The following is a 23,967-nucleotide window of genomic DNA, read 5'->3' on the forward strand; positions in this document are numbered from 1 at the left end:
TAGTAAAGTTGCCACGGCTGCCGGCCGGGCGGGCGAGCGCGCTGCGGGGCATTTTCGAGGCCGCGGCGACGACTGCCGCGACGGCCATTTTCAAGCCCATCCACACGATCACCCAGGGCGCTCCACACCACCCGCAGCGGCGAGCGGCCACCGGATGCTGACGCTCAAACGCTTCGCCAATCCCGACGTCACCCGCGCATTCACGAACATCGTCTGGCTCGGACTCGAGCGGCTCACGCAGATCGGCGTCGCGATCGTCATCAGCGGGATGCTCGCGCGCTACTTCGGTCCCGACACCTTCGGCAAATGGCAGTACGCGAATACGCTGCTGCTGGTGCTGTCGCCGATCACCTGGGTGTGCGGCGCCGAAATCCTCGTGCCGACCATCGTCAACCGGCCGCCCGAACAACTCGGCACCGTGCTCGGCAGCGCGTTCGCACTGCGCATCTCGGTGTCGGCGCTCGCATTGCTGCTGACGTGGCTCGGCATCGCGCTGCACCTGTTCGAGCCGCTGGTCGGCGCGATGCTCGCCGGCCTCGCGGTGACGATGCTGTTTCGCGAGCCGTTCGTCGGCGTGATCAACGCGTGGCTGCAAAGCATGACATTCAGCAAGCCGCAATTGCTGACCAGCATGAGCACCGCGATCCTGAAGGCCGCCTGCGTGTATCTGCTGGTGCGCGCGGCGGCCGCGCCCGCGCGTTTCGGCTGGCTGTGGGCACTCGAATCCGCGGCGATCGGCGCGGTGCTGCTGCTCTACTTCATGCGCCGTCACGGCGGCAAGCTCGGCTGGCAGTTCGACAAAGCACTATTCAAACACTTCGCGAGCGCGGGGACGGTGTTCTGGCTCGGCCTAATCTGTATGTATTTGTTTCTGAAACTGGACCGGCTGATGCTCGAGCGCGCGATCTCGTTCGCCGACCTCGGCCGCTATTCGGCCGCCCAGCAACTGAACGAAAACTGGATCACGCTCGCGCTGATGCTCGCGCAAACGATCGCGCCGGCCTTCGTCTATCGCGTGCAGAACCTCGCGCAACTGCGCCGCAATATGTGGCGCCTCACCGCGCTGACCGCGCTGCTGATGATCGCCGGCGCGGCAGTGCTCGATCTGCTCGCGGGCTTCATCATCCGCCGGGTGTTCGGGCCGGATTTCGAAGGCGCGATCGACATCTTCCGCTGGGCCGTGTGGCTGTCGGTGCCGGCCGGCATCGAAGCGATCGGCAACCTGGTCGTGCTCAAGTATCAGGCCAAGTTCGTGTTGCTCTCCAAGTGGCTGCTCGCGCTCGCGGTGGCGTTCGTGGTCAATCTGCTGACCATCGAACGACTCGGCGCGTACGGTGCGCTCGTGGGTCTCGCGGCCGGTTATCTGGCGGCCGCCGCGGTTAATCTTTATTACATCCGTTTCAAATTGCGCCCATGACGAATGCATCCGCCACCGCGCAAACCACGCTCGACGATGTCGCGGTATTGATCCCCGCATACAACGGTCAGGCGGACGTGAATCTTACGCTCGCGTCGTTTCAAGAAAGTGCGCTAGTGCACATACTGATCGTCGATGACGGCAGCACCCCGCCGATCGTCGCGCCGGCGTTGCCGAATCTGAAGATCGAAGTACTTCGGCTCGCGCAGAACAGCGGCATCGAGCGCGCGCTGCAAACCGGCATCGACGCACTCGCGCAGCGCGGCTTTCGTTACGCAGCCCGAATCGATGCGGGCGACCGCGCGGTGCCGCAACGGCTCGCGAAGCAGCGCGCATACATGGAACTGCATCCGCGCGTCGCGGGCCTTGGCATGTGGACCCAGGTGGTGTCGCGCGCGGGCGAGCCGCTCTTCATGCTGACGCCGCCGGCCGAACCGCAGGCGATCCGCCGGCAGCGTTTTTTCCGCTCATGCCTCGCGCATCCGTCGATGATGCTGCGTATCGATGCCGTGCGCACAGTCGGCAACTATCGGGCCGCGTATCGTTCGGCCGAAGACCTCGATCTGTTCGTCCGTTTGATGGAGCGTTACGACTGCGCGAATCTGCCGGAACTCGGCCTGTACTACGAGTTGAACGAAGGCGGGATCAGCGCGACGAAGCGGCGCCGCCAGATCGGCTCGACGCTGCGGCTGCAACTGCGCTACTTCAATCCGCTCAATCCGTATGACTGGTTGGGGCTCGCGAAAAATCTGCTGCATCTGCTGCTGCCGTATCGCACGTTGCAGCGGGTCAAGCAGAAGCTGCTCGCGCCGCGCGCCGGTCATTGAACGTGGCGCGCAACGCGCACCGCGTGGACTCTTCCGATCAACGCCCCGGCCGTTTCACTCAACACCCTGTTCTTCATCGCATGAAGCCCTCTTTCAAGTCGACGCCCGCGCTTCGCATTACACTCGTCTGCAACACGGCCTGGGCAATCTATACCTATCGGCAAGGGCTGATCCGCATGTTGATCGGACGCGGCGTCGACGTCACCGTGCTCGCGCCGCGCGACCGAACGTTCGAACTGCTTACCGCGATGGGCTGCCGCTGCATCGAGTTGCCGGTTGCGTCGAAAGGCACGAGTCCGGTTGAGGATCTACGCACGCTGCTCGCGCTGTATCGCCAATACCGGACGATTCGTCCGCATGTGGTGTTTCACTACACGATCAAGCCGAACATCTACGGCTCGATCGCGGCGAAGCTGGCCGGCGTGCAGTCGGTCGCGGTGACGACCGGGCTCGGCTATGTTTTCATTCAGCAAAGCCGCGCCGCGCAGATCGCCAAAAGGCTGTATCGTTTCGCGTTCCGCTTTCCGCGCGAAGTGTGGTTTCTGAATCGCGACGACGAAGCCGCGTTCATCGATCAGAAGCTGCTCGTGCATCCGGAACGCGCGCGGCTGCTGCATGGCGAGGGCGTCGATCTCGAGCAGTTCGCGTTCACGCCGCTGCGCGAGCGCGCCGCGTATCGCTTCGTGCTGATCGGGCGGCTGCTGTGGGACAAGGGCGTCGGCGAATATGTCGAGGCCGCGCGGCAACTGCGCGAACGTTATCCGCATGCGCGTTTCCAGTTGCTCGGGCCGGTCGGCGTCGACAATCCGAGCGCGATCACGCGCGACGAAGTCGCCGCGTGGGAACGCGAAGGCGTGATCGAATATCTCGGCGAAGCGCACGACGTGCGTCCGCATATCGCCGACGCCGATTGCGTGGTGCTACCGTCGTATCGCGAAGGCGTGCCGCGTACGCTGATGGAAGCGTCGGCGATGGGCCGGCCGATCGTCGCCACCGACGTGCCCGGCTGCCGCGAGGTGGTGGCCGACGGCGTCAACGGCCTGCTGTGCGAAGTGCGCAATGCCGATAGCCTTGCCGCGAGTCTCGCGCGCATGCTCGACATGAGCAGCGCCGAGCGGCGCGCGATGGCCGAACGCGGCCGACAGAAAGTCGCGACGGAATTCGACGAGCGTAAGGTCGTCGATACCTATAAGGACCTGGTGCAGAAAATCACGGGCGTTTTACTTTAACGGAGCAACAGCATGACCACGAAGGGCACGATTCTGGTAACGGGCGGCGCGGGCTTCATCGGCTCGCACACCTGCGTCGAACTGCTAGGTGGCGGCTACGACGTCGTGGTGATCGACAACCTCGTCAACAGCAAGGAAGAATCGCTGCGGCGCGTGGAGCAGATCACCGGCCGCGCGGTCGCGTTCTACGCCGACGACGCGCGCGACGAAGCGGCGTTGCAGCGGATTTTCGACGCGCACCCGATCACCGGCGCGATTCACTTCGCGGCGCTGAAGGCGGTCGGCGAGTCGGTCGCGAAGCCGCTCGAGTACTACGCGAATAATGTCGGCAGTCTGCTGACGCTGCTGGGCGTGATGCGCGATCGCAACGTCAGGCAGTTCGTGTTCAGCTCGTCGGCGACTGTCTACGGGGTGCCGAAAAGCTCGCCGATCGACGAGTCGTTCCCGCTGTCGGCGACCAATCCGTATGGGCAGTCGAAGCTGATCGCCGAGCAGATCCTGCGCGATCTGGAACTGTCCGATCCGTCGTGGCGAATCGCGACGCTGCGCTATTTCAATCCGGTCGGCGCGCACGAGAGCGGGCTGATCGGCGAAGACCCGGCCGGCATTCCGAACAATCTGATGCCGTACGTCGCGCAGGTCGCAGTCGGCAAGCTCGAGAAGCTGCGCGTGTTCGGCGGCGACTACGAGACGCCCGACGGGACTGGCGTGCGCGATTACATCCACGTGGTCGATCTGGCGCGCGGCCACCTCGCGGCGCTCGACGCGCTGGTCAGGCGCGATGCGAGCTTCGTCGTCAATCTCGGCACCGGCCAGGGTTATAGCGTGCTGGACGTGGTGCGCTCGTTCGAGAAGGCGTCGGGCCGGCCGGTGCCGTACGAGATCGTCGCGCGCCGCCCGGGCGATGTCGCGCAGTGCTTCGCCGATCCGGCCGCGGCCGAGCGGATCATCGGCTGGCGCGCGCAGTTCGGGATCGAGCGCATGTGCGCGGATCACTGGCGCTGGCAGTCGATGAATCCGCGGGGGTTTGCGTAAAGCGTCAGAGAGCGTGGCTCGATAGCGCGTCGAAACGAAAAAACGGCGGCATTCGCGGATCGCGAATGCCGCCGTTTGCGTTGACCGTCGGAACGAGCACTACGCGCTCGCCCCTTCCAGACGAAACACCGAAATCGCGTCCTTCAGCACGATCGCCTGCTCTTCCAGCGACTTCGCCGCGGCCGCCGCCTGCTCGACCAGCGCCGCGTTGTGCTGGGTCACTTCGTCGATCTGCGAGACCGCCTTGTTGACCTGCTCGATGCCGTCGCTTTGCTCGAGCGCCGACGCCTCGATCTCGCTCATCACGCCGGTCACGCGCTCGACCGCCTTCATCGCTTCCTGAATCGTCTTTTGCGCGTCCGACACCAGCGACGCGCCCTCCTCGACCTTCGCCGCCGATTCGCCGATCAGCTCCTTGATCTCCTTGGCCGCCGCGCCCGAGCGCTGCGCGAGGCTGCGCACTTCCGAGGCCACCACCGCGAAACCGCGCCCCTGCTCGCCCGCGCGCGCCGCCTCGACCGCCGCGTTCAGCGCGAGGATGTTGGTCTGAAACGCGATCCCCTCGATCATCCCGATGATCTCGGTGACCTTGCGCGACGACTCGCTGATCCCGTCCATCGTCTCGGTCACGCGCGACACCACCGTGCCGCCTCGCGTAACCGTATCGAGCGCGCCGTGCGCGAGGCGGTTCGCCTGCTTCGCGTTGTCGGCATTCTGTTTGACGGTCGCCGACAGCTGCTCCATGCTCGCCGCGGTCTGCTGCAACGCGGCCGCCTGTTGCTCGGTGCGGGCCGACAGATCGGCGTTGCCCGACGCGATTTCGTTCGCGCCCTGGGTGATCGCGCTGGTGCTGCCGCGCACCTTGCCGACCGTTTCGATCAGGCCGTCGCGCATCCGCGTCAGCGCGCCGAGCAACTGGCCCATCTCGTTGCGCGAGCGCACCTTGATCGCGACGCTCAGGTCGCCCGCCGCGATCCGCTCGAAGTGCTTGACCGTCGCGTTGACCGGCTTGATCAGCGCCGCCGACAACGCGATGCGCGCACCCACGCCGATCACGAGCGCGATCAGCGCGATCGCGCCGAACAGCAGCGTCGCGAGCTGGAAGCGCTGCGCGCCGGTCGCGGCCTGCCGATGCTGATCGTCGAGCTGGGCGGCTTCGAGTGCGTCGATCGCCTTCGAATAGGTCGCGTAGAAGCTGTTCGCGGTGTCGCCCTGGATGTTGCGGAAAGTGTTGAAGTCGAAATCGGTCAGCGCCTTGAATTCCGGCTCGATCGCCTTGTCGACCAGCGCCGCGCGCGTCTGTTCGACGTTTTGCGCGAGCTTGCGCTCGGCCTCGCTCGCGAACGGGCCGGCCATGTAGTTGCGGAAATCCTTGTTCGAGTCGAGCAGCACCTTGTGCGCGGCCGGCAGCAGATCGTCGGTCTGCTTGCCGACGCTGAAAAGCGTCTGATAAGTGCCCAACGCGAGCTGCACCTGCAGCAGCTTTTCCGAGCTGGCCTTCAGATGCGACAGCGCGGCGCTGCTGCGCTGGGTGTCGTCGAGGCTGTCGTTGGCGAGCTTCAGCGCGCCGTAGCCGACGGCGATCACCGTCAGCAGGAAAGCGACGAACACGCTGATCACGAGCGTCAGTCCGCCACGAATTGTGATGTTATTTAGCATTGGGTCTCCGGAAGCTCTTGCCTGATGCGGCGCCATCGGCACGCAGACGCGCGCGAACGGCTCGCCGCGCGTCGAAGCGCGCTCACGGCGCTCGCCGGGCCACGCGGCTCGACGGGTCCATGCAACGGCTGACTGCGACGGCTGGATCAGCGGATCGCCGGGGCGGCGGATTGCTGAGGCGGTTGTTGCGCGCGACGTACAGCGCCGCATCCAGGTTTACGGCGTTTGTAGAGACGGGCCGCATAGGTGAAATCCATGAGAGGCCAGCACTGGCGGGCCTCAGCGGGCGATCAAGGACTCACTATCTGGGATTTTTGCGGCCCGTGTTTGAAAGCTGCGGCGCCGGTCCGCGCGGGGGTCGCGAGACGTTTCGTTTGTATAATTCCGCGTCTTCGCTCAGGCCCACTTTCATGCTTAGTTTTGCGCTCGGCTTTCTCGTTTCTCTGCTGATCACGCTGTTGATCGTGCGCTATGCGCATCTGCATGAAAAATTTTCTACCGACAGCGATCTGGCCGGCGTGCAGAAATTCCACGCGCGCCCGGTGCCGCGTATCGGCGGCACCGGCATCCTGCTCGGACTGCTCGCGTCCGCGGTGCAGTTGCATCGCGCGTATCCGGCGGTATCGGGCGGAATTCTCGGCCTGATCGCGTGCGGGCTGCCGGCGTTCGGCTCGGGGCTCGTCGAGGATCTGACCAAGCGGGTGTCGCCGCTCGCGCGGCTGATCTGCACGATGGCCGCCGCCGCGCTGGCGTTTTTCCTGCTCGATATCGCGGTCACTCGCATCAGCGTGCCGCCGCTCGACTTTTTGCTGTCGTACGCGGCGATCTCGTTCGTGGTCACCGTGCTCGCGGTCGCGGCGCTCGCCAACGCGATCAATATCATCGACGGCTTCAACGGCCTCGCGTCGATGGTCGCGTTCATGATGTTCGCGTCGCTCGCGTATGTCGCGTTCCAGGTGCACGACCCGGTCGTGCTGTCCGCATCGTTCATGATGATGGGCGCGGTGCTCGGCTTCTTCATCTGGAACTTCCCGGCCGGGCTGATCTTCCTCGGCGACGGCGGCGCGTACTTCATCGGCTTCATGCTCGCCGAGCTGTCGATCCTGCTGGTGATGCGCAATCGCGACGTATCCGCGTGGTATCCGGTGCTGCTGTTCATGTACCCGATCTTCGAGACCTGCTTCTCGATCTACCGGAAGAAATTCATTCGCGGGATGTCGCCGGGCATCCCCGACGGCGTGCACCTGCATATGCTGGTCTACAAGCGGCTGATGCGCTGGGCGGTCGGCGCGCGCACCGCGCGCGAGCTGACGCGGCGCAACTCGCTGACTTCGCCTTATTTGTGGCTGCTGTGCCTGATCGCGGTCGTGCCGGCGACGCTGTTCTGGAGGCATACGCTGCACCTGTTCTGCTTCGTCGTAGTGTTCGCGGCGACGTACGTGTGGCTGTATGTGAGCATCGTGCGGTTCAAGTCGCCGCGGTGGATGGTGGTCAGGAAGGCGAAGCGGTAGACGTAAAAAAAAGCGCCCTCGGGCGCTTTTTTATTGCTCGCGGCTTCGTCGACCTTGCTTCACGAAGCCTGCCGGGTGATGGGCACCGGCACGCTGCGCAGCGTCGGCGTCGCGGCGGCGGGCTGATACTCGGGGACCCAGCGGCGCAGATCGCGGCGCACTTCGTCGTCGTTGAGCACGCGGTGCTGCATCAGCCACGGCAGCAGTTCGTCGAGCAGATTGTCGGCGACGCCGCGCGCCTGCGCGATACGCAGCTTCGCGTGCGGGGTGCGGGTGGTCGTTTCGTCGTCGGCGAGCAGTTCTTCGTAGAGCTTTTCGCCCGGCCGCAGACCGGTGAATTCGATCCGGATCTGCTCTTCGGAGAAGCCATACAGCTTGATCAGATCGCGCGCCAGATCGGCGATCTTCATCGGCTCGCCCATGTCCAGCACGAAGATTTCGCCGCCCTGCCCCATGCTGGACGCCTGCAGCACCAGCTGCGACGCCTCCGGGATCGTCATGAAGAAACGGGTGATTTCGGGGTGGGTCACCGTCACCGGGCCGCCCTTGGCGATCTGCTGCTGGAACTTTGGAATCACGCTGCCCGCGCTGCCCAGCACATTGCCGAACCGCACGGTCTCGAGCGGCGTGCGCTCGCTGGTTTGCTGCAATGCCTGACAGACCATCTCGGCGAGCCGCTTGCTCGCGCCCATCACGTTGGTCGGGTTGACGGCCTTGTCGGTCGAAATCAGCACGAAGCGCTTCACGTCATGGCGGATCGCCGCGCGCGCGACGCGGTAAGTACCGAGCACGTTGTTGCGCACCGCCTGCCACGCGTTCTGCTCCTCCATCAGCGGCACGTGCTTGTAAGCGGCCGCGTGATAGACGATGTGCGGCGTGTGGCGTGACATCACCTGATCGAGCAGCAGCGAGTCCTTCGCATCGCCGACCACCGGCACGATCGCGACGCCGGGAAAGCGTTCCTGCAGCTCTTCGAGCAGCCGGTACATCGCGTATTCGGACAGATCGAGCGCGATCAGCTGAGCCGGCCCGAAACGCAGGATCTGCCGGCACAGCTCCGAGCCGATCGAACCGCCCGCGCCGGTCACCATCACCACGCGGTCACGCAACAGCGCTTCGACGTGCGGGGTATCGATCCACACCGGCTCGCGGCCCAGCAGATCCTCCAGATCGATGTTGCGCACCTGGGACAGCGACGCCTGGCCGCCGGCCATGTCGGTCAGCGCGGGCAGCACCATCGCGCGCACGCCGGCGCGCACGCACAGCGTCGCCGCGCGGCGCTGCTGCTCGACCGACGCCGAGGGAATCGCGATGATCGCGTATTCGGTTTTCATCGTGTCGGCGATTTCGGGGAGCTTGTCGATCGCGCCGAGCACCTTGTAGCCGTAAATTTCGCGGCCGTGTTTGGAGACATCGTCGTCGAGCAGCCCGATCAACCGCCATTCGCTCGAACGCGATAGCTCGCGCGCCAGCATCGCGCCCGCCGTGCCGGCGCCGATCACGACGACCGGCTTGCCTTGCGCGACCAGACCGCCGTACAGATAGAACTCTTTGGCCGCGCGATAGAGCGCGCGCGCGCCGCCCATCGCGAGGAACAGGAACAGCGGCGACACGAGCAGCACCGAGCGCGGAATGATCGGGGTGGGCTGCACCATCACCGCGAGGATCATCGACAGCAACGCGCCGCTCGCGACCGCCTTCGAGATACGCAACAGATCGGGCAGGCTCGCGAACACCCACATCCCGCGATACAGGCCGAACAGGCGGAACATCGCGCCGTAGACAGGCAGCACCCAGACGAGCGCATGCAACGCGCCGTCGCGGAATTCGACCGGCACGGCGCCGTTGAAGCGGATGACGTACGCAATCAGCCACGCGCTCAGGACGGCGGCCAGATCGAAAACGAAAGCACTCAGTGACAACCACCAAGCTTTTGAGCGAAACATCAGAGGCAAACCTCGAGATTTATTTCGTGCTGGCAGTATCGGCTTCAACGCGTCTCCAGCGTAGATCGATAGCGACGCCCAGGCACGCCAACATGCAGCACCACGCGGCGACGATCGCCCACTGCTGGAGTTCGGGCCGTTGCAGCGCCCATAGAGCAAGCATTATGCCGCCCAGCATCACCGCGTACCAGTAGCCGGCCATCCGGGCATGACTCATGCCGGAGCGCACCATCCGCTGATAATAATGGTCGCGATGCGCCTCCCAGAACCTTTCGCCGCGTAACAAGCGTCTCAGCAGTGTTACAGATGCATCCGCGATAAAAGGCGCGAACACCAGCGCGGGAAACCATACCGGCCACAGCGCGCTGCGCCAGCCCCAGTAGCCGAGTGCGCCGGCCAGAAAACCGAGCGGAATCGAGCCGGCATCGCCCAGAAAAAGCCTGGCGGGATGGAAATTCAGCAGCAGAAAGCCGAGCGCGGCGCCCGCCACCGCCGCCGCCGCGACCGCCAGATCCGCGGCCGGCTGGCTGGCCGTCATAGCCGCGATGCCGTACGCGCCGAAGCCGAACAGCGCCATGCCGCCGGCCAGACCGTCGGCACCGTCCATAAAATTATAGAGATTGATCAGCCACAGCATCAGGAAACCGATGCCCGCGAGCAGCCACCAGGGCGCCGCGGCCGGATACACGAGCAGCAGCAACGCGACCGCGATCAGGTGACCGGCGAAGCGCACGCGCGCGGGCAAGCCGCGGCGGTCGTCGATCTGCGATAGCGCCGCGAGACCGGCCGCCGCCATCGCGATCAGCCACATCGACGGCGCCAGCCACAAGATCGCCGCGACGCTCACCGGCACGATGCCCCAGCCGCCGACCCGCGGGGTCGGGCGCACATGGAGCGAACGGGCGTTCGGAATGTCGGTGGCCAGCCGCCACGCGAGGCCGGTGCCCAGCAGAACGCGCAGGATCGCGGTCGATGCGATCGCCGCGACCACAAACACGCCCGCCAGGGCGGGCCACGATGCGTGTGAGAGGCTCATGTCGGTTATTGTCGTTGGTCGCGCGACCGGTACCACGCGGCGGTCGCGGCCAGACCCTCGCGGGTCGTGTAAGGCGGCTGCCAGCCGAGTTCGCGTTTTAGACGGCAGGTGTCGAGCTGCAGGCTGTCGGTGAGCCGGCCGATTTGCGGTCCGAGCCCGGTGAGCTTGCCCAGCGCGCGCAACGCGCCGACCGGCACCGGCACGAGCCGCGCCGGACGGCCGAGCGCGTCGCCGACCATCCGCAGCAGTTCGGCGACGGTGGGGGGATCGTCGTCGGCGACGTGAAAACAGCCGTGGGTCGCGCGCGGATCGGTCGCGCAGTGCAATAGCGCGTGCGCGAGGTTGTCGACATAGACGAGGCTGCGGCGCGACTTCACCGCGCCCAGCGGCAGCGGCAAGCCGCGCGCGACAGCGTTCATCATGCTGAGAAAGTTAGCGCGCACGCCCGGGCCGTAGACGAGCGGCGGACGCACGCTGACGACCTCCAGACCGGTCGACGCGCCGAACTGCGCGAGTTGCCGCTCCGCACGCAGCTTCGAGCGGCCGTAGGCGTCTTGCGGCGCGGCCGCGTCCTCGCTCAACGGCACGCCGCCGTCGCGCTCGCCGGCCGCCTTGATGCTGCTGACGAACACGAAACGGCGCACGCCGCGAGCGTGTGCGGCCTCGGCGACGCGGCGCGCGCCGGCCACGTTGGTCGCGTCGAAGGCCGCGTCGGGGTCGGGGGCTTGGTCGTGCATCACGTGGACGCGCGCGGCCAGATGGATCACGCAGTCGGCCTGCAGGCCTGCCGGCCACGCGGCATCGAGGTCGGCGAAATCGGGGGTGTCGTGGACCCATTCCGTTACGCCGGGCATGACGGCGCCCTTGCGGCGCACCAGCGCGGTGACCGTGTGCCCCGCCGCTAGCGCGAGCCGGCAGAGCGCCTGGCCGACGAAGCCGTTCGCACCGGTCACCACAACGCGGCTCACCACAGCCTCCAGCCGAAGCGGTTGAAGAATTTGTAGGCGGACGCGGCGAACATGCGGATGTGGGCGGAGCCTTTGCGGGATGCGCCGCCGCCGTGGTGCACGACGGTCACGCTCGGCACGTAAGCGACGCGCGCGACTTCATGCGTGCGCAAGCTCAGATCGTAGTCCTCGAAATACAGGAAGTAACGCGGGTCGAAGCCGCCGATCCGTTTGAGCACGTCCGTGCGAAACAGCATGAAGCAGCCGCTGATGATCGGCGGATCCCAGACGACCGATGTGCCGTCGATCACATCGCGCATCTCGTACTCGGCGAGGCGCTTCGCGAACACTGTCCGGCGCAGGACCGACGGCAGGAAACCGCGCGCGAGCAACACCAGCAAGGTCGGGAAGCGGCGGCACAGGTATTGTTCGCCGCCGGCGTCGTCGTTCACCCGTGGCGCGAGCAGGCCGGTATCGGCATGGGCGTCGAAGAACGCGTGGGCTGCTACGAGCGCCTGCGCATCGATGTCGATGTCCGGGTTCAGGATCAGGTGAAACTGGCTGTTTGCCTGCTCGATCGCGAGATTGTGGCCGCGGCCGTAGCCGATGTTGCCGTGGCCGGCGAGCACCGTGCAATCGATGCCGGCCTGTGACAGTGCGGCGAGGCTCTCGCTCATCTCGGGCATGCCGCCGTTATCGATCAGATAGAGATGAACCGACACGCCAGGCGCGACGCGCGCCAATGCGGTGCTGGCTTGCGCGAGACTGGCCAAGGTCCGCGCGAGCAGTTGCTGGTCAGGATGGAAAACGACCACCGACACGGTCACTATGCCGTGATTCACACTAGGTACCGCACTCACTGTCATCGGGGAAGGCGGCGATTGGCGCGCCGGAGGAGCGCGCGCGATTGTTTAAACGGGGTCAGCAAAAGCAATTAGTTTGCTGAAAATATGCAGTTTGCGCAACTGGAGTTTCTGTTTGTTACGCGAGTGACTTGCTACCGGGCGGATGGGTCTCGCTTAGGTATGAACTGCCGCGTTCGAGTTGGTGCGCCCATAGCTGCAGTGGCAGTCGGCATAACTGCACATAGTTAAAACTAGGCAAGTCCATCCGTCCCATGAAGGAACGACAGCGCCGCCTTATTGATCGAAGTGCGATGCGATCAACTCAAAGCTTCCCAATTGCGCATCGCCTGCTGGCGCGTCGTCAACGTCAACGGAACGTCGTAGCCGAGGACGTCGAAGAGACGACGATGCCTTCTGAAAATCGCCCGCGCCGTCCGCGCGGGTATCAACTGCCGCCAAAGACCGGCGCGCCCTTGCCAGCCGTGCTGATTCGGCAACGAGCGGAAATAGCTAAAATCGAAGCGTTCCAGTGATTCGTCCAACCGCTGTGGTGGCGCCTCGCTTGTGAGAGCCGCGACCAGAGCAGCGAACTTTTCGTTCGAGCCCTTCACCAGATCTTCGTACCTGACCCGCAGGGCAAGTTCGTCATGCCACCATTGATAAGTGACCGACAAAAGATTTTCAGCCCCCCACCCCAATGCATAGTCCGCAAACGCATCGGAACTAGGCGGCTGGCCCGCCAGTTCCGGAGGAATTCCCGCATTACCCAGCAACCATTGGCTGGTCTCGGGTTCGTGGCGAATGAATTCCAGGACAGAGAGGAGAACATCCAGCGGATGGCGCCCGATTACCACGCACTTGAACTGGTTTTCCAAGAGGAAACGCTGAAAGTTCGGCTCGCGATACCAGTGAATCTGAACTATGCAGCGTGGCGGCAATGGGTCTGGTGCGTCGAGATAGTTATGGAGTGCGATTTGGCGTAGATCAAGACTGTCCGCCAGCACCGAACGCACCCAGCTACTTCCACTGCGTGGAGAACTAATAATGGCGATACGCATGGGTTAGATATGAAACCTTCTGGACTGCAAAGACTTCGCATACGCCGAGCGCCCGGATGAAAACGCCCCTAGGCGGGAATGGCGATAAGACTGTGGTTCGGCTAGCAAAGTTAAATGTCTGATGTATTCGAGTGTAGCTCGTGACGGCCAGAACGCAACGCAAGCTAACCGTTTTACTAACGGCGGCGGGTCGTACAACGCCGCCTCGCGATGGCCCTGCAAAACGCAATCTGCCGGGAAGCCAACAGCGGTTCGGCGACGAGATCGCCCATGCTCTGCGGGCCGACTGTGACGAATTGTTAAGAGCATGTCTTTTGACCGATCGACGGCGGTTACAGGGTAAGATCGAGGCATTATCTTCAGGAAGGTGATGATCAGAACTATGCTGATTCCCGTCATACTTTCCGGCGGCGCCGGAACCCGACTGTGGCCTGTTTCCCGTGAGGGCTACCCCAAGCCCTTCATGAAACTGGCTGATGGGGATAGTTTGCTGTTCAAGACGTACCGGAGAGCGGCGGCGGCGACTGGCACGGACGCTGAGATCCTGACGGTCACCAACCGTGAGTATTACTTCATGAGCAAGGACGAACTGGCCTTGGCGAAGCCCGCTCAGGCCGGCGCTTTCCTGCTCGAGCCAGCGGGGCGCAACACGGCCCCAGCCGTGGCGATGGCCGCGCACCGCATTGCCGCGAAGCACGGCCGCGATGCGCTGATGCTGGTTCTGTCCGCGGACCATCTCATTCAGGACCAGGCGCGCTTCGAGGCGGCCGTCGAGGCGGCCGTCAGTCTTGCCCAGCTAGATCATCTGGTCACGTTTGGCATCGTACCCAGTGCACCGGAAACCGGTTTTGGCTACATCGAGGCTGGCGCCCCCCTAGGCAGCGGCAAACGTGTGCTGCGCTTTGTCGAGAAACCCAATGTAGAAACGGCCCGCGAATACATCGAGGCCGGAAATTTCTACTGGAACTCAGGAATGTTCTGCTTCAAGGCGGGAACGATTCTCGACGAAATCGCTCGCAACGCGCCTGATGTAGCGATAACGGTCGAGGCTTGCTGGGCGTCCATGCCGCACAAGGGCGCGATGCTCGAAATCCCTTCGCAGTTCTTCTCTCAGGTTCCCGATATCTCCATCGACTACGCAGTGATGGAGCGCTCCGACAAGGTCGCCGTGGTACCCGCCGACTTCGGCTGGAGCGACATCGGCTCCTGGGTTGCGGTGCGCGAATTGTCGGCGCCGGATGCAGACAACAATCGCACCACCGGCGAAGCGATCTTCGTCGATAGCAGTAATACCTATGTGCATAGCCAGAACCGCATGGTCGCAACCGTGGGCGTCGAGAACCTGATGATCATCGACACGCCCGATGCATTGCTCGTAGCTCACCCCGACAAGGCACAAGACGTCAAGAAGGTTGTGGCGAGACTCAAAAAACAGGACCATGAGGCGTACAAACTGCATCGCACAGTGACCCGTCCGTGGGGCACTTATACCGTGCTGGAAGAAGGCACACGCTTCAAGATAAAGCGCATTGTGGTCAAGCCGGGGGCCAGCCTGAGCTTGCAAATGCACCATCACCGCAGCGAACACTGGATCGTGGTCAGCGGGATGGCCAAGGTCGTCAACGGCGAACGCGACATTTTCGTGGGTACGAACGAGTCAACCTACATCCCCGCCGGCCATAAGCACCGCCTCGAGAACCCAGGCGTCCTGGATCTGGTGATGATCGAAGTACAGAGCGGCGAATATCTGGGCGAGGATGACATCGTGCGCTTCGAGGATATTTATGGGCGACAGTGACCGGGACACGCATCGCTAGCGAGTGCGATTCGAACTAAATCGTGTGAGCCCGACAGGTCGAGCATTTCGCAGCGCCGGCTTTTGCCCCCGAAGACCGACAACACTTTGCTCAATGCGCCCCAAACATTATTATTCGCGTCAAGTTTGCAGGCCGCTCTCCCGACTCATCCGGAAGTCGAGGCCTCGCAATACGAGGCGCGTCAACGTTATCGACTTGCAGCTTCGTACGGCCTGATCTGAAGCGCGCATCGCGAGCGACATCCTGCAGGCGGTAACAACCGCCGTGCCGCCGGCATCGGAGACTATGAGTCGTGAACGTTGTGCGAACGTTGCACCTAGCTATGCATCCGCCCCGCACCAGAAAAATGGCGTCGCCTTTTGTGACTTATCAGTCAATCATGGTAGATGTATTTCATGACACCATTCACATCACCGCTTGACCATTCATGACATTGATTTCCTTCGCACAGAACCAGGAAGACATCATGCTGTGGCGTGCGCTCGGACACGTTCGCAACGGGTTCTATATCGATGTAGGTGCGGCCGACCCGGAAGATCTATCGGTAACCAAGCTCTTTTACGATCACGGTTGGCACGGAATCAACCTGGAGCCGCAGCCGGCCTATTTCGCATTGCTGCGTGCCGCGCGCCCGCATGACATCAATCTGCAACTTGCTGCCGGTCGCGAAGCCGCTTCGCATGTCTTCCACAAAATCGACGGCACGGGGCTCTCGACGTTCGACGCCGAGATCGCGGCACGTCATCGCGCTAGCGGATGGAACGTGGTCGAAGAGACTGTCGAAGCGCTGCCGCTGGCGGATATCTGCGAACTGTATCGCCCTCACGGTCCGATTCATTTCCTGAAGATCGACGTCGAAGGGGCAGAAGGCGACGTGCTGGCGGGCGCTGATTTCCGCCGTTTCCGCCCCTGGATCGTGCTGGTGGAAGCCACCCTGCCGTTGTCGCAGGAAGAGTCTCATGGATGGGAACCGACGCTTACCTCGCAAGGCTACAGCTTCGTCTGGTTTGACGGATTGAACCGGTTTTATCTGGCCGACGAAATGAAAGCGGAACTGGGAAAGCATTTTCATGTTCAGCCGAATGTCTTCGACGACTTTCAGCCGCCCGCGCGGTTACTGCAACGCGCCCGGCAAGCCGAGCAGGAACTGCAACTCACTCGCGATCAGTTTGTACAGGAGATGCAACAGGTTCGCGAGCAAGCTGCACAGGAAGCGTGGCAGGCTCGCGAGCAAGCTGCGCAGGAAGTGCAGCAGATTCGCGAACAGGCCGCCCAAGCTTTGGCCAAGGCCAATGCCGTAAGCCGCGAAGCACTCCAGGCGGTGGAACACTCCGCGCACGAAGCCGACGCGGCGAACCAGCGCGCGACGGCGGCAATTCAGCAGATGGCGCAAAACCTCGAAGAAGCGACACGTCGCTCCAACGAAGCGCTTGCGGAACAGGACCGGCGTAACGATGAATTGCGACGCGACGCGCAAAGAGCCAACGAGCGGGTAACAGCGTTAATGACCAGTACTTCGTGGCGAGTGACAGCGCCGCTACGAGGAACCGTGAGCCGTATCCCAGCTTCGGTCCGCACAACGTTCCGCCGCGGAATGAAGGCTCTATGGTGGGCAGCGACTCCTCACCGGATGCCCGCACGTATCGCTTTTCTGCGAGCAAGGCGACAGCAGGCGCTTTTTGGTACCGGCCTCGCCAGTACGCAACCAACTGACGAGTCCGGTGCGCCACTGGGCAAGCCTGTGACTGACGCAGTGATCGAGTATCGCAAAGCGACGCGCCATAGGCGCGAGATCGCGTTGTTCGTCACCCACTCGCCCGACGGCAAGCTCAAGCCGCATGTGCGCCCGTATATCGCAGCACTGCGCCGACATGGGATCGATGTCACGCTGATCGTGGCGGCGGACGCCGCCTGGTTTGACGCCGATGCGCTGTCGCTTGACGAGGTGGATACGCTGGTTGTGCGCGAGAATCTCGGGTTCGACTTCGCCGCCTGGGCGCATGTCCTACAGGTCGAACCCGAACTGTTCGACGCCGAAGCGCTGTACTTGCTCAACGACAGCGTGATCGGCCCCCTCAACGACTCGCTTTTCGAGAAGCTACTGACTCGCCTGCGTTCGGCGCCCGGCGATATGGTCGGCATCACGGAGAGCTGGGAATATGAGTGGCACATCCAGAGCTTTTTCGTCGCGCTGCGTCGACGCGCACTGGCGTCGCCCGTTCTGCAGGATTTCTTGAATAACGTCGTGATCCTGCCGACGAAGCACGAGGTCATTCAACGGTACGAACTCAAGTTCGCCCCCACGTTGCGGGCCGGTGGAATTTCTCACGCCGTGATGTTCCCGTCCGAAAACCGCGACAACCGGACGCTGTTCGACTGGAAGAATCTCATCAAGGATGGCTTCCCGTTCGTCAAGGTGATGGCGTTGCGCGACAAGATCGAGGGCATGGACAGCAGCGGCTGGCGTGAAGTGCTGCTAGCGCATGGCTACGACGTGGCGCTGGCCGAGCCCGCGCTTCAGGTAGTTGCCGCCAATCCGGATCCGGCCGGCAATGCAGCGCCGTCGCGCGTGCCGCGGTGTTCCACGCTGCCCCGGCATCTGTCGGGCTCCGCGCTGAAGCCGGCCATCCAGCTGATCGGCCCGTGGAATTACGCAAACGGTCTCGGCGTCGCAAGCAGGTCTTATGTGTCCGCATTACGACGCACGCCGTACGCGCTCAATCTCGCACCGGTGAAACGGCCCTTCCACGTTCATCGGCGAACGGCCTTGCCGCTGGATATCAACGATTTCTCCGGGCCGGCCGACGTAGTAGCCATCCATTTGAATCCGGAGGCGTGGCCCGCACTCCTGATCGAAGAACAGAAGAAGACGATCGAGCGCGCCCGGTTGAAACTGGGGCTGTTCGTCTGGGAAACGGAAGATATTCCGAACTACTGGCATCCCACATTCGGTTCGGTCGATGCCATCTGGGCTCCGAGTCGCTATTGTCAGAAGGCTTTCGCAGCGAGCACCGACGCCCCCGTTCACGTGATCCCGTACGTGGTGACGGTCCCGCCAAGCCTTCCGGGTCCTGACAAGATTCGCCGCACCAAGACGGAAATCGGCCTCGATGCCGAGGACCGTGTGATCCTTTATGCCTTCGACGGCTCGAGCTATCTGGTTCGCAAAAATCCCTTTGCACTGGTGCGCGCTTTTGCGCGAACCCGGCTGGGACGGTCTGGCTGGAAGTTGGTACTGAAGACCAAGCATCTGTTCGACATGCCGCAGCAGGGCAACGAGTTACAACAGCTGTGCGATGCGGAGGATGGTGTCGTGCTGATCAACCGCGCGCTTGATCTCGACACCATGCGCAATCTGATGGCGATGGCCGACATCTACGCGTCGCCCCATTGCGCTGAGGGTTTCGGCCTGACGGTGGCCGAGGCGATGGCGATGGGCAAGATCGTCGTCGCCACCGACTACAGCGGCACGCGCGACTTCCTCGACGACACTTGCGGGTTCCCCGTTCGCTATGCCGTCACCGCGCTGCAAGACGACCATGGTGCCTATACGACAGGCAACGTGTGGGCCCAGGTCGACGAAGATCATCTGGCCGAGTCGCTCGAAAAAGCCGCCGCGCTTGTCGAAAATAGCGATCACGCAATCGGAGACAGGGCACGGGCGCGCATCGCCACGGACTTGTCGCCCCAGCGGGTCGGCGCATTAATTCAGCAAAGTATCGAGCAACTTCTCGCGCCACAACGACGGTTCTGATTCCATGCAAACCCTATTGTCGCAAGCTTTTCTGGTTCCGTTGACCGTCACGGCCGAGGGTGCACTGCGGGACGCGAAAGGCCGCACGCCACAAATTCAGGGCGGCGCGCATTGGTATGTGCTCAGCGATGCCGGCACTGAAATCACTGCCGAGTTTGGTCCGGCTTTGCAACGGGAAGCGATGGGCAGGCCCGACATCGGCATCTTCTACGTAGATCAGCGCTTGCGCCGCGAGAAGGCGCTCGATTTGCGTCCGGACTTCGACCTCGCGCTTTTGCTCGCCTATGACTATATCGGCTTGCCGATCGCCGTTCAGGCGAATGTCCTGACCAAACTTCTCCCTTCCGCAACTAAGTGCGGGGCGGCCTTCAGTTATGCAGTGCTACTCGAAGCGGTAAAAGCCGGCGTCCCTATCAGCCGCATCGCAGAAATACTGGCGACGCGCGACAAACGCTATCAGCAGATTCCAACGCAAGACCGTCAGCGTGTGATAGAGGACTGGCTGGGGCAGGATCGAACACATTTCGCACTGAAGCCGGGTATCGCGCCGTACGCGTTGCAGCTGACGCGCAATGCCAACGAAATGCCTCCCGTCACGTTATGCATTCCCACTCGCCAGGGCCGCCCCGCCACCGAAAACGGCGCCGCGCAAAACCGTCCGTTCATTACGGGCTTGCTCGAAACCATCGCGCGCCTCGACTATCCGATGGACAGGCTGCACGTGATCGTCGGCGATGACCTGCCCGACGGCTCGGCCTACGCCAACCGGCCGTGGCCCTTCGAGTTGACGCGCATCGTCACTACGCGTGCACCCGGCGAGCCGTTCAACTACGCGAAGAAGATGAATCAGCTCTGGCGATTGAGCCAGACAGAGCAAGTCGTGCTGATGAACGACGACATCACCAGCGAATCGACTGACTGGCTACAGGCGCTGCTGACCTTTTCCATGCAGGAAGATGTCGGCGGCACCGGCGCGCGGCTGCTCTATCCGAACGGCACGCTGCAACATGCCGGGATGGCCGGCGGCCTGATCAGTACGTGCGCCCACACGTGGCTCGGTTGCCCTGCGGATCAACCGACCTACCAGGACTGGGCAATCGTTCATCGCGAGTGGTCGATGGTCACCGGGGCGGTCTTTGCGACCCGGCGCTCCGTACTCGAAGAAATCAATGGCTTCGACGAAGTGTTCACTCTGGAATTTAACGATGTGGACATGTGTCTGCGGCTGAAGATGCTCGGTTACCGCATCGTCTACACACCGCATGCCGAACTGGTCCATCACGAAAAGGCCTCGCGAGGCGAAACGGCACCGCCCGGCACCGACCTGAACCGTTTTCTCAAGCGCTGGCGAACCTATCTGTACAACGATCCAATGTTCAACCCCAACCTGGATCGCCAATCGCTTTCGTTACGTCCGCTCGCTTCGGCCTGAGCACCTGACTTCCATTGAAATTCACCACCGACAATCCACACTCATGAACAATTCACAGCTCTCGAAGAAATGCGCGGTTATCACCGGAATCAGCGGGCAGGACGGCGCCTATCTGGCTGAACTGCTTCTGAACAAGGGATATCGCGTCTATGGCACGTATCGCCGCACGAGTTCGGTCAACTTCTGGCGTATCGAGGAACTCGGTATCCAGAACCATCCGGACCTGCAGCTCGTCGAATACGATCTGACCGATCTGGGCAACTCGATCACGCTGATGCAGGAAGCCCAGCCGGACGAGGTGTACAACCTCGCCGCACAAAGCTTCGTCGGCGTCAGCTTCCACCAGCCGACGACCACCGCGCAGATCACCGGCGTCGGCGCGTTGAACCAGCTGGAAGCGATCCGCATCACCAATCCGAAGATTCGCTACTACCAGGCGTCCACCTCCGAAATGTTCGGCAAGGTGCAGGCAATCCCGCAAGTCGAAGAGACCCCGTTCTATCCTCGCAGCCCTTATGGCGTCGCGAAACTTTACGCGCACTGGATGACGGTGAACTACCGCGAAAGTTACGGAATTTTTGGTTCCAGCGGCATCCTGTTCAACCACGAAAGTCCGCTGCGCGGACGGGAATTCGTAACGCGCAAGATCACGGATTCCGTGGCCAAGATCAAGCTGGGCAAGCTGGACGTGCTGGAACTCGGCAACCTGGATGCGAAGCGCGACTGGGGTTTTGCGAAGGAATACGTGGAAGGCATGTGGCGCATGCTGCAGGCCGACGAGCCCGACACGTTCGTACTCGCCACCAATCGCACCGAGACGGTACGCGACTTCGTCCGGATGGCTTTCAAGGGAGCCGGCATCACGGTGGAATTCACGGGTAGCGGCGAGCACGAATCGGCCGTGGACACCGCCACCGGCAAGACGGTAATGCGCGTGAATCCGAAGTTCTACCGGCCGGCCGAAGTCGAGCTGCTGATCGGCGATCCGGCCAAGGCCAAGGCCAAACTGGGCTGGGCACCGCACACCACGCTCGAACAGCTGTGCCAGATGATGGTCGAGGCCGACCTGCGCCGCAACGCCGAGGGGTTTTCATTTTGAAGATCCTCATCACCGGAGCGCACGGCTTCACCGGGCGCCACCTCGCCGCGCGAGCCGCGGCGGAAGGACACGACGTTGTCGCCCTGCACGCGAACCTCACCGACAAGGATGCGCTGCATGACGAGGTGAGCCGGATCGCGCCGGATACCGTCGTCCACCTGGCCGCGATCAGCTTTGTCGGACACGCGGACCTCAGCGCTTTCTACGCGGTCAACGTGGTAGGCACGACGTATCTGCTCGACGCGCTCGCGCAGTTGCCGACCGCGCCGCAGCGCGTGCTGATCGCGAGCAGCGCCAACGTGTACGGCAACAGCGAGCAATCGCCGTTGAGCGAAGCGCATCTGCCGGCGCCGGTGAACCATTACGCGATGAGCAAGCTGGCAATGGAATACATGGCCAGAACCTACGCCGAGCGCCTGAACATCGTCATCACCCGACCCTTCAACTACACGGGGGCCGGTCAGAACGTCAACTTCGTGATCCCGAAGCTAGCCAAACATTTTGCCGAGCGCGCGGCTTCGGTGGCGCTCGGCAATCTGGACGTCGAACGGGAGTTCAACGACGTGCAACTGATTTGCGACGCCTATATGGCGCTGCTGGCGCATGGCCAGGCGGGTGAAACCTACAACGTCTGCACGGGCAAGCCCTACACGCTACGCGAAATCATCGACACCTTCGAGGCGATCACCGGACACAAGATGACCATCGAGGTGAATCCCGCTTTCGTGCGCAAAAACGAAGTACATCGGCTTTGCGGCAACCCCGACAAGCTGAACCAACTGCTCCAGGCCAACGGCGTATCACTCAACGTACCGACACTGCGTGAAACCCTGACTCGCATGCTCTGAATTTCAGAGATGTCTTGCCGCACCATCATCCTCACGGTCTGAACCCTCATGACATTGACTTCCTTCGCACAGAACCAAGAAGACGTCATGCTTTGGCGCGCGCTCGGGCACATTCGTAACGGCTTTTATATCGATGTCGGCGCAGCGGACCCGAATGTGTCGTCAGTCACGAAGCTGTTCTACGATCACGGTTGGCACGGCATCAATCTGGAGCCGGATGCGAGTTTTTCCGACTCGTTGAGCGCAATGCGCCCTCACGATATCAATCTCCGCGTGGCCGCTGCTCGCGAGGCCGGATCGTACCGCTTCTATCGGATCGGCGGCAGCGGCCTGTCCACGGTCGATGCAGCAATCGCGGCTCGCCATCGGACTGCCGGCTGGGAGGTGACCGAAGAGATCGTCGAGGCCCTGCCGTTGGCCGAGATCTGCCGGCAATACTGCCTCCAAGATCCGATTCATTTTCTGAAAATCGACGTGGAAGGTGCTGAAGCAGATGTGCTAGCCGGCGCTGACTTTCGCCTTTTTCGCCCCTGGATCGTGCTTGTCGAGGCAACCCTGCCAAATTCGCAGCAGGAGACCCACGGCGACTGGGAGCCGATGCTGACCGCGAGTGGCTACAGTTTCGCCTGGTTCGACGGTTTGAACCGCTTCTACCTTGCCGACGAAAAAAAGGACGAACTGGGAAGACACTTCACGGTTCAACCGAACGTGTTCGATCCGTTTCAGACACGGGGGGATTTACTGCAGCGGACCGAGCGAGCCGAACGGGAATTGCAGCAATTTCGCGAGGAGGCGGCCGGGCAATTGCGGCAGGTCCGCGATGCGGCAGCACAAGAAAATCGGCGCATCGGCGAGCAGGCCTCCGCAACACTGCGTGACGCGGAGGCCGTGAGCCGTCAGGCAGCCGCGGCCGTCGAACAGTTGGCAAGCACAGCGCAGGCCGCAAACAATCGTTCGTCCGCCGCCATGCAACAGTTGCAGCAGTTGGCGGACACGCTTGGCCAGTCGAATTTGCAAGCGGCTGTTGCGTTGGCCGAGCAAACGCGCCGCGCCGACGACGCGCAACGCAGCGCACTCGCGGCGCAACACGCCGCGCGACTAGCGAACGAGCAGGTAACCGCGATGATCAACAGCACGAGTTGGCGCGTGACGGCGCCGCTGCGCATGGTGCGGCGTATGCAGCCCACCAAACAGCGGGCGCGACAGGCATTTCATCGCACCGGTCGATTTCTGCTCGGCCTGCCGGGAGGTCAGCGTGGCCTGCGGCTCATTCGTGCCATCGCTCCGCGGCCAGTGGAATGGCTGGCTCGCCGCTATCGCGTGTATGAGCAGACCGCGGCAATGCAGGAACAGGCAGCGGCGACCACTCCTGCAAGTGCAACCGATCTCAGCCCCGAAGAAGCGCGCCTGTATCGGCAACTAAGCACGGCCAACGCTCGCACTACGACAGTGGCTTGAGCGTCAGCGTCTCCAACCCGATTTATATTGCACTCTATAAAAACTGACA

At 62.8% G+C, this 23,967-nt stretch carries 17 protein-coding genes; 11 read left to right on the forward strand and 6 right to left on the reverse strand.

Going from position 1 to position 23,967, the window contains the following annotated elements; all coding sequences use genetic code 11:
- The first annotated feature begins 154 nt into the window (after positions 1-154).
- The 4 genes from LJ656_RS04235 (at position 155) to galE (ending at position 4,508) form a co-directional block, all read left to right on the forward strand.
- On the forward strand, positions 155-1,417 hold the full coding sequence (locus tag LJ656_RS04235) for an oligosaccharide flippase family protein (RefSeq protein ID WP_230508030.1): 1,263 nt from the start codon (positions 155-157) through the stop codon (positions 1,415-1,417).
- A complete protein-coding gene (locus tag LJ656_RS04240) occupies positions 1,414-2,244 on the forward strand; it encodes a glycosyltransferase (RefSeq protein ID WP_230508031.1) in 831 nt (276 codons plus the stop codon). Before LJ656_RS04235 ends, LJ656_RS04240 begins: the two co-directional genes overlap by 4 nt.
- An 80-nt stretch (positions 2,245-2,324) precedes the next feature.
- Positions 2,325-3,473: a glycosyltransferase family 4 protein gene (locus tag LJ656_RS04245; RefSeq protein ID WP_230508032.1), complete on the forward strand. Its 1,149-nt coding sequence runs from the start codon at positions 2,325-2,327 to the stop codon at positions 3,471-3,473.
- 12 nt (positions 3,474-3,485) lie between these two features.
- Positions 3,486-4,508: a UDP-glucose 4-epimerase GalE gene (gene galE, locus LJ656_RS04250; RefSeq protein WP_230508033.1), complete on the forward strand. Its 1,023-nt coding sequence runs from the start codon at positions 3,486-3,488 to the stop codon at positions 4,506-4,508.
- A 99-nt stretch (positions 4,509-4,607) separates the two neighbouring features.
- On the opposite strand, the gene LJ656_RS04255 is transcribed toward galE, so the two are convergent.
- Positions 4,608-6,167, reverse strand: a complete 1,560-nt coding sequence (locus LJ656_RS04255; protein ID WP_230508034.1) for a methyl-accepting chemotaxis protein — start codon at positions 6,165-6,167, stop codon at positions 4,608-4,610.
- A 410-nt stretch (positions 6,168-6,577) separates the two neighbouring features.
- Between LJ656_RS04255 and LJ656_RS04260 the strand changes: the two genes are divergently transcribed.
- Positions 6,578-7,678, forward strand: coding sequence for an MraY family glycosyltransferase (locus LJ656_RS04260; protein WP_230508035.1), 1,101 nt, complete (start codon positions 6,578-6,580; stop codon positions 7,676-7,678).
- Positions 7,679-7,737: 59 nt separating this feature from the next.
- On the opposite strand, the gene LJ656_RS04265 is transcribed toward LJ656_RS04260, so the two are convergent.
- The 5 genes from LJ656_RS04265 to LJ656_RS04285 all read right to left on the reverse strand — a co-directional run bounded on the left by LJ656_RS04265 (position 7,738) and on the right by LJ656_RS04285 (position 13,510).
- Entirely contained in the window at positions 7,738-9,624 is a 1,887-nt protein-coding gene (locus tag LJ656_RS04265; RefSeq protein ID WP_230508036.1) for a nucleoside-diphosphate sugar epimerase/dehydratase, read from the reverse strand.
- Between the two features lie 19 nt (positions 9,625-9,643).
- A complete protein-coding gene (locus LJ656_RS04270; protein ID WP_230508037.1) occupies positions 9,644-10,660 on the reverse strand; it encodes an MraY family glycosyltransferase in 1,017 nt (338 codons plus the stop codon).
- A gap of 5 nt (positions 10,661-10,665) precedes the next feature.
- Positions 10,666-11,628 (reverse strand): UDP-glucose 4-epimerase family protein, encoded by a 963-nt coding sequence (locus LJ656_RS04275; protein ID WP_230508038.1) that lies wholly within the window; start codon positions 11,626-11,628, stop codon positions 10,666-10,668.
- Positions 11,625-12,473, reverse strand: coding sequence for a glycosyltransferase (locus tag LJ656_RS04280; RefSeq protein ID WP_230508039.1), 849 nt, complete (start codon positions 12,471-12,473; stop codon positions 11,625-11,627). The genes LJ656_RS04275 and LJ656_RS04280 overlap by 4 nt, the downstream gene beginning before the upstream one ends.
- 296 nt (positions 12,474-12,769) lie before the next feature.
- On the reverse strand, positions 12,770-13,510 hold the full coding sequence (locus LJ656_RS04285; protein ID WP_230508040.1) for a hypothetical protein: 741 nt from the start codon (positions 13,508-13,510) through the stop codon (positions 12,770-12,772).
- 382 nt (positions 13,511-13,892) lie between these two features.
- Here LJ656_RS04285 and LJ656_RS04290 point away from each other — a divergent pair, with 382 nt between their 5' ends.
- The 6 genes from LJ656_RS04290 to LJ656_RS04315 all read left to right on the forward strand — a co-directional run bounded on the left by LJ656_RS04290 (position 13,893) and on the right by LJ656_RS04315 (position 23,918).
- A complete protein-coding gene (locus LJ656_RS04290) occupies positions 13,893-15,308 on the forward strand; it encodes a mannose-1-phosphate guanylyltransferase/mannose-6-phosphate isomerase (RefSeq protein WP_230508041.1) in 1,416 nt (471 codons plus the stop codon).
- 446 nt (positions 15,309-15,754) lie between these two features.
- Complete coding sequence (locus tag LJ656_RS04295; protein WP_230508042.1) at positions 15,755-19,081, forward strand: FkbM family methyltransferase; 3,327 nt, start codon at positions 15,755-15,757, stop codon at positions 19,079-19,081.
- Between the two features lie 4 nt (positions 19,082-19,085).
- Entirely contained in the window at positions 19,086-20,513 is a 1,428-nt protein-coding gene (locus LJ656_RS04300; RefSeq protein ID WP_230508043.1) for a glycosyltransferase family 2 protein, read from the forward strand.
- Between the two features lie 43 nt (positions 20,514-20,556).
- Positions 20,557-21,612 carry a GDP-mannose 4,6-dehydratase gene (gene gmd, locus LJ656_RS04305; RefSeq protein WP_230508044.1) on the forward strand — a complete coding sequence of 352 codons (1,056 nt, stop codon included), beginning with the start codon at positions 20,557-20,559 and terminating at the stop codon, positions 21,610-21,612.
- Positions 21,609-22,460 carry a GDP-mannose 4,6-dehydratase gene (locus tag LJ656_RS04310; RefSeq protein ID WP_230508045.1) on the forward strand — a complete coding sequence of 284 codons (852 nt, stop codon included), beginning with the start codon at positions 21,609-21,611 and terminating at the stop codon, positions 22,458-22,460. The genes gmd and LJ656_RS04310 overlap by 4 nt, the downstream gene beginning before the upstream one ends.
- 48 nt (positions 22,461-22,508) lie before the next feature.
- Positions 22,509-23,918 (forward strand): FkbM family methyltransferase, encoded by a 1,410-nt coding sequence (locus LJ656_RS04315; RefSeq protein WP_230508046.1) that lies wholly within the window; start codon positions 22,509-22,511, stop codon positions 23,916-23,918.
- Positions 23,919-23,967 lie beyond the last annotated feature (49 nt).

This window comes from Paraburkholderia sejongensis (assembly GCF_020880815.1).
In the GTDB taxonomy this organism is placed as follows: Bacteria; Pseudomonadota; Gammaproteobacteria; order Burkholderiales; family Burkholderiaceae; genus Paraburkholderia; species Paraburkholderia sejongensis.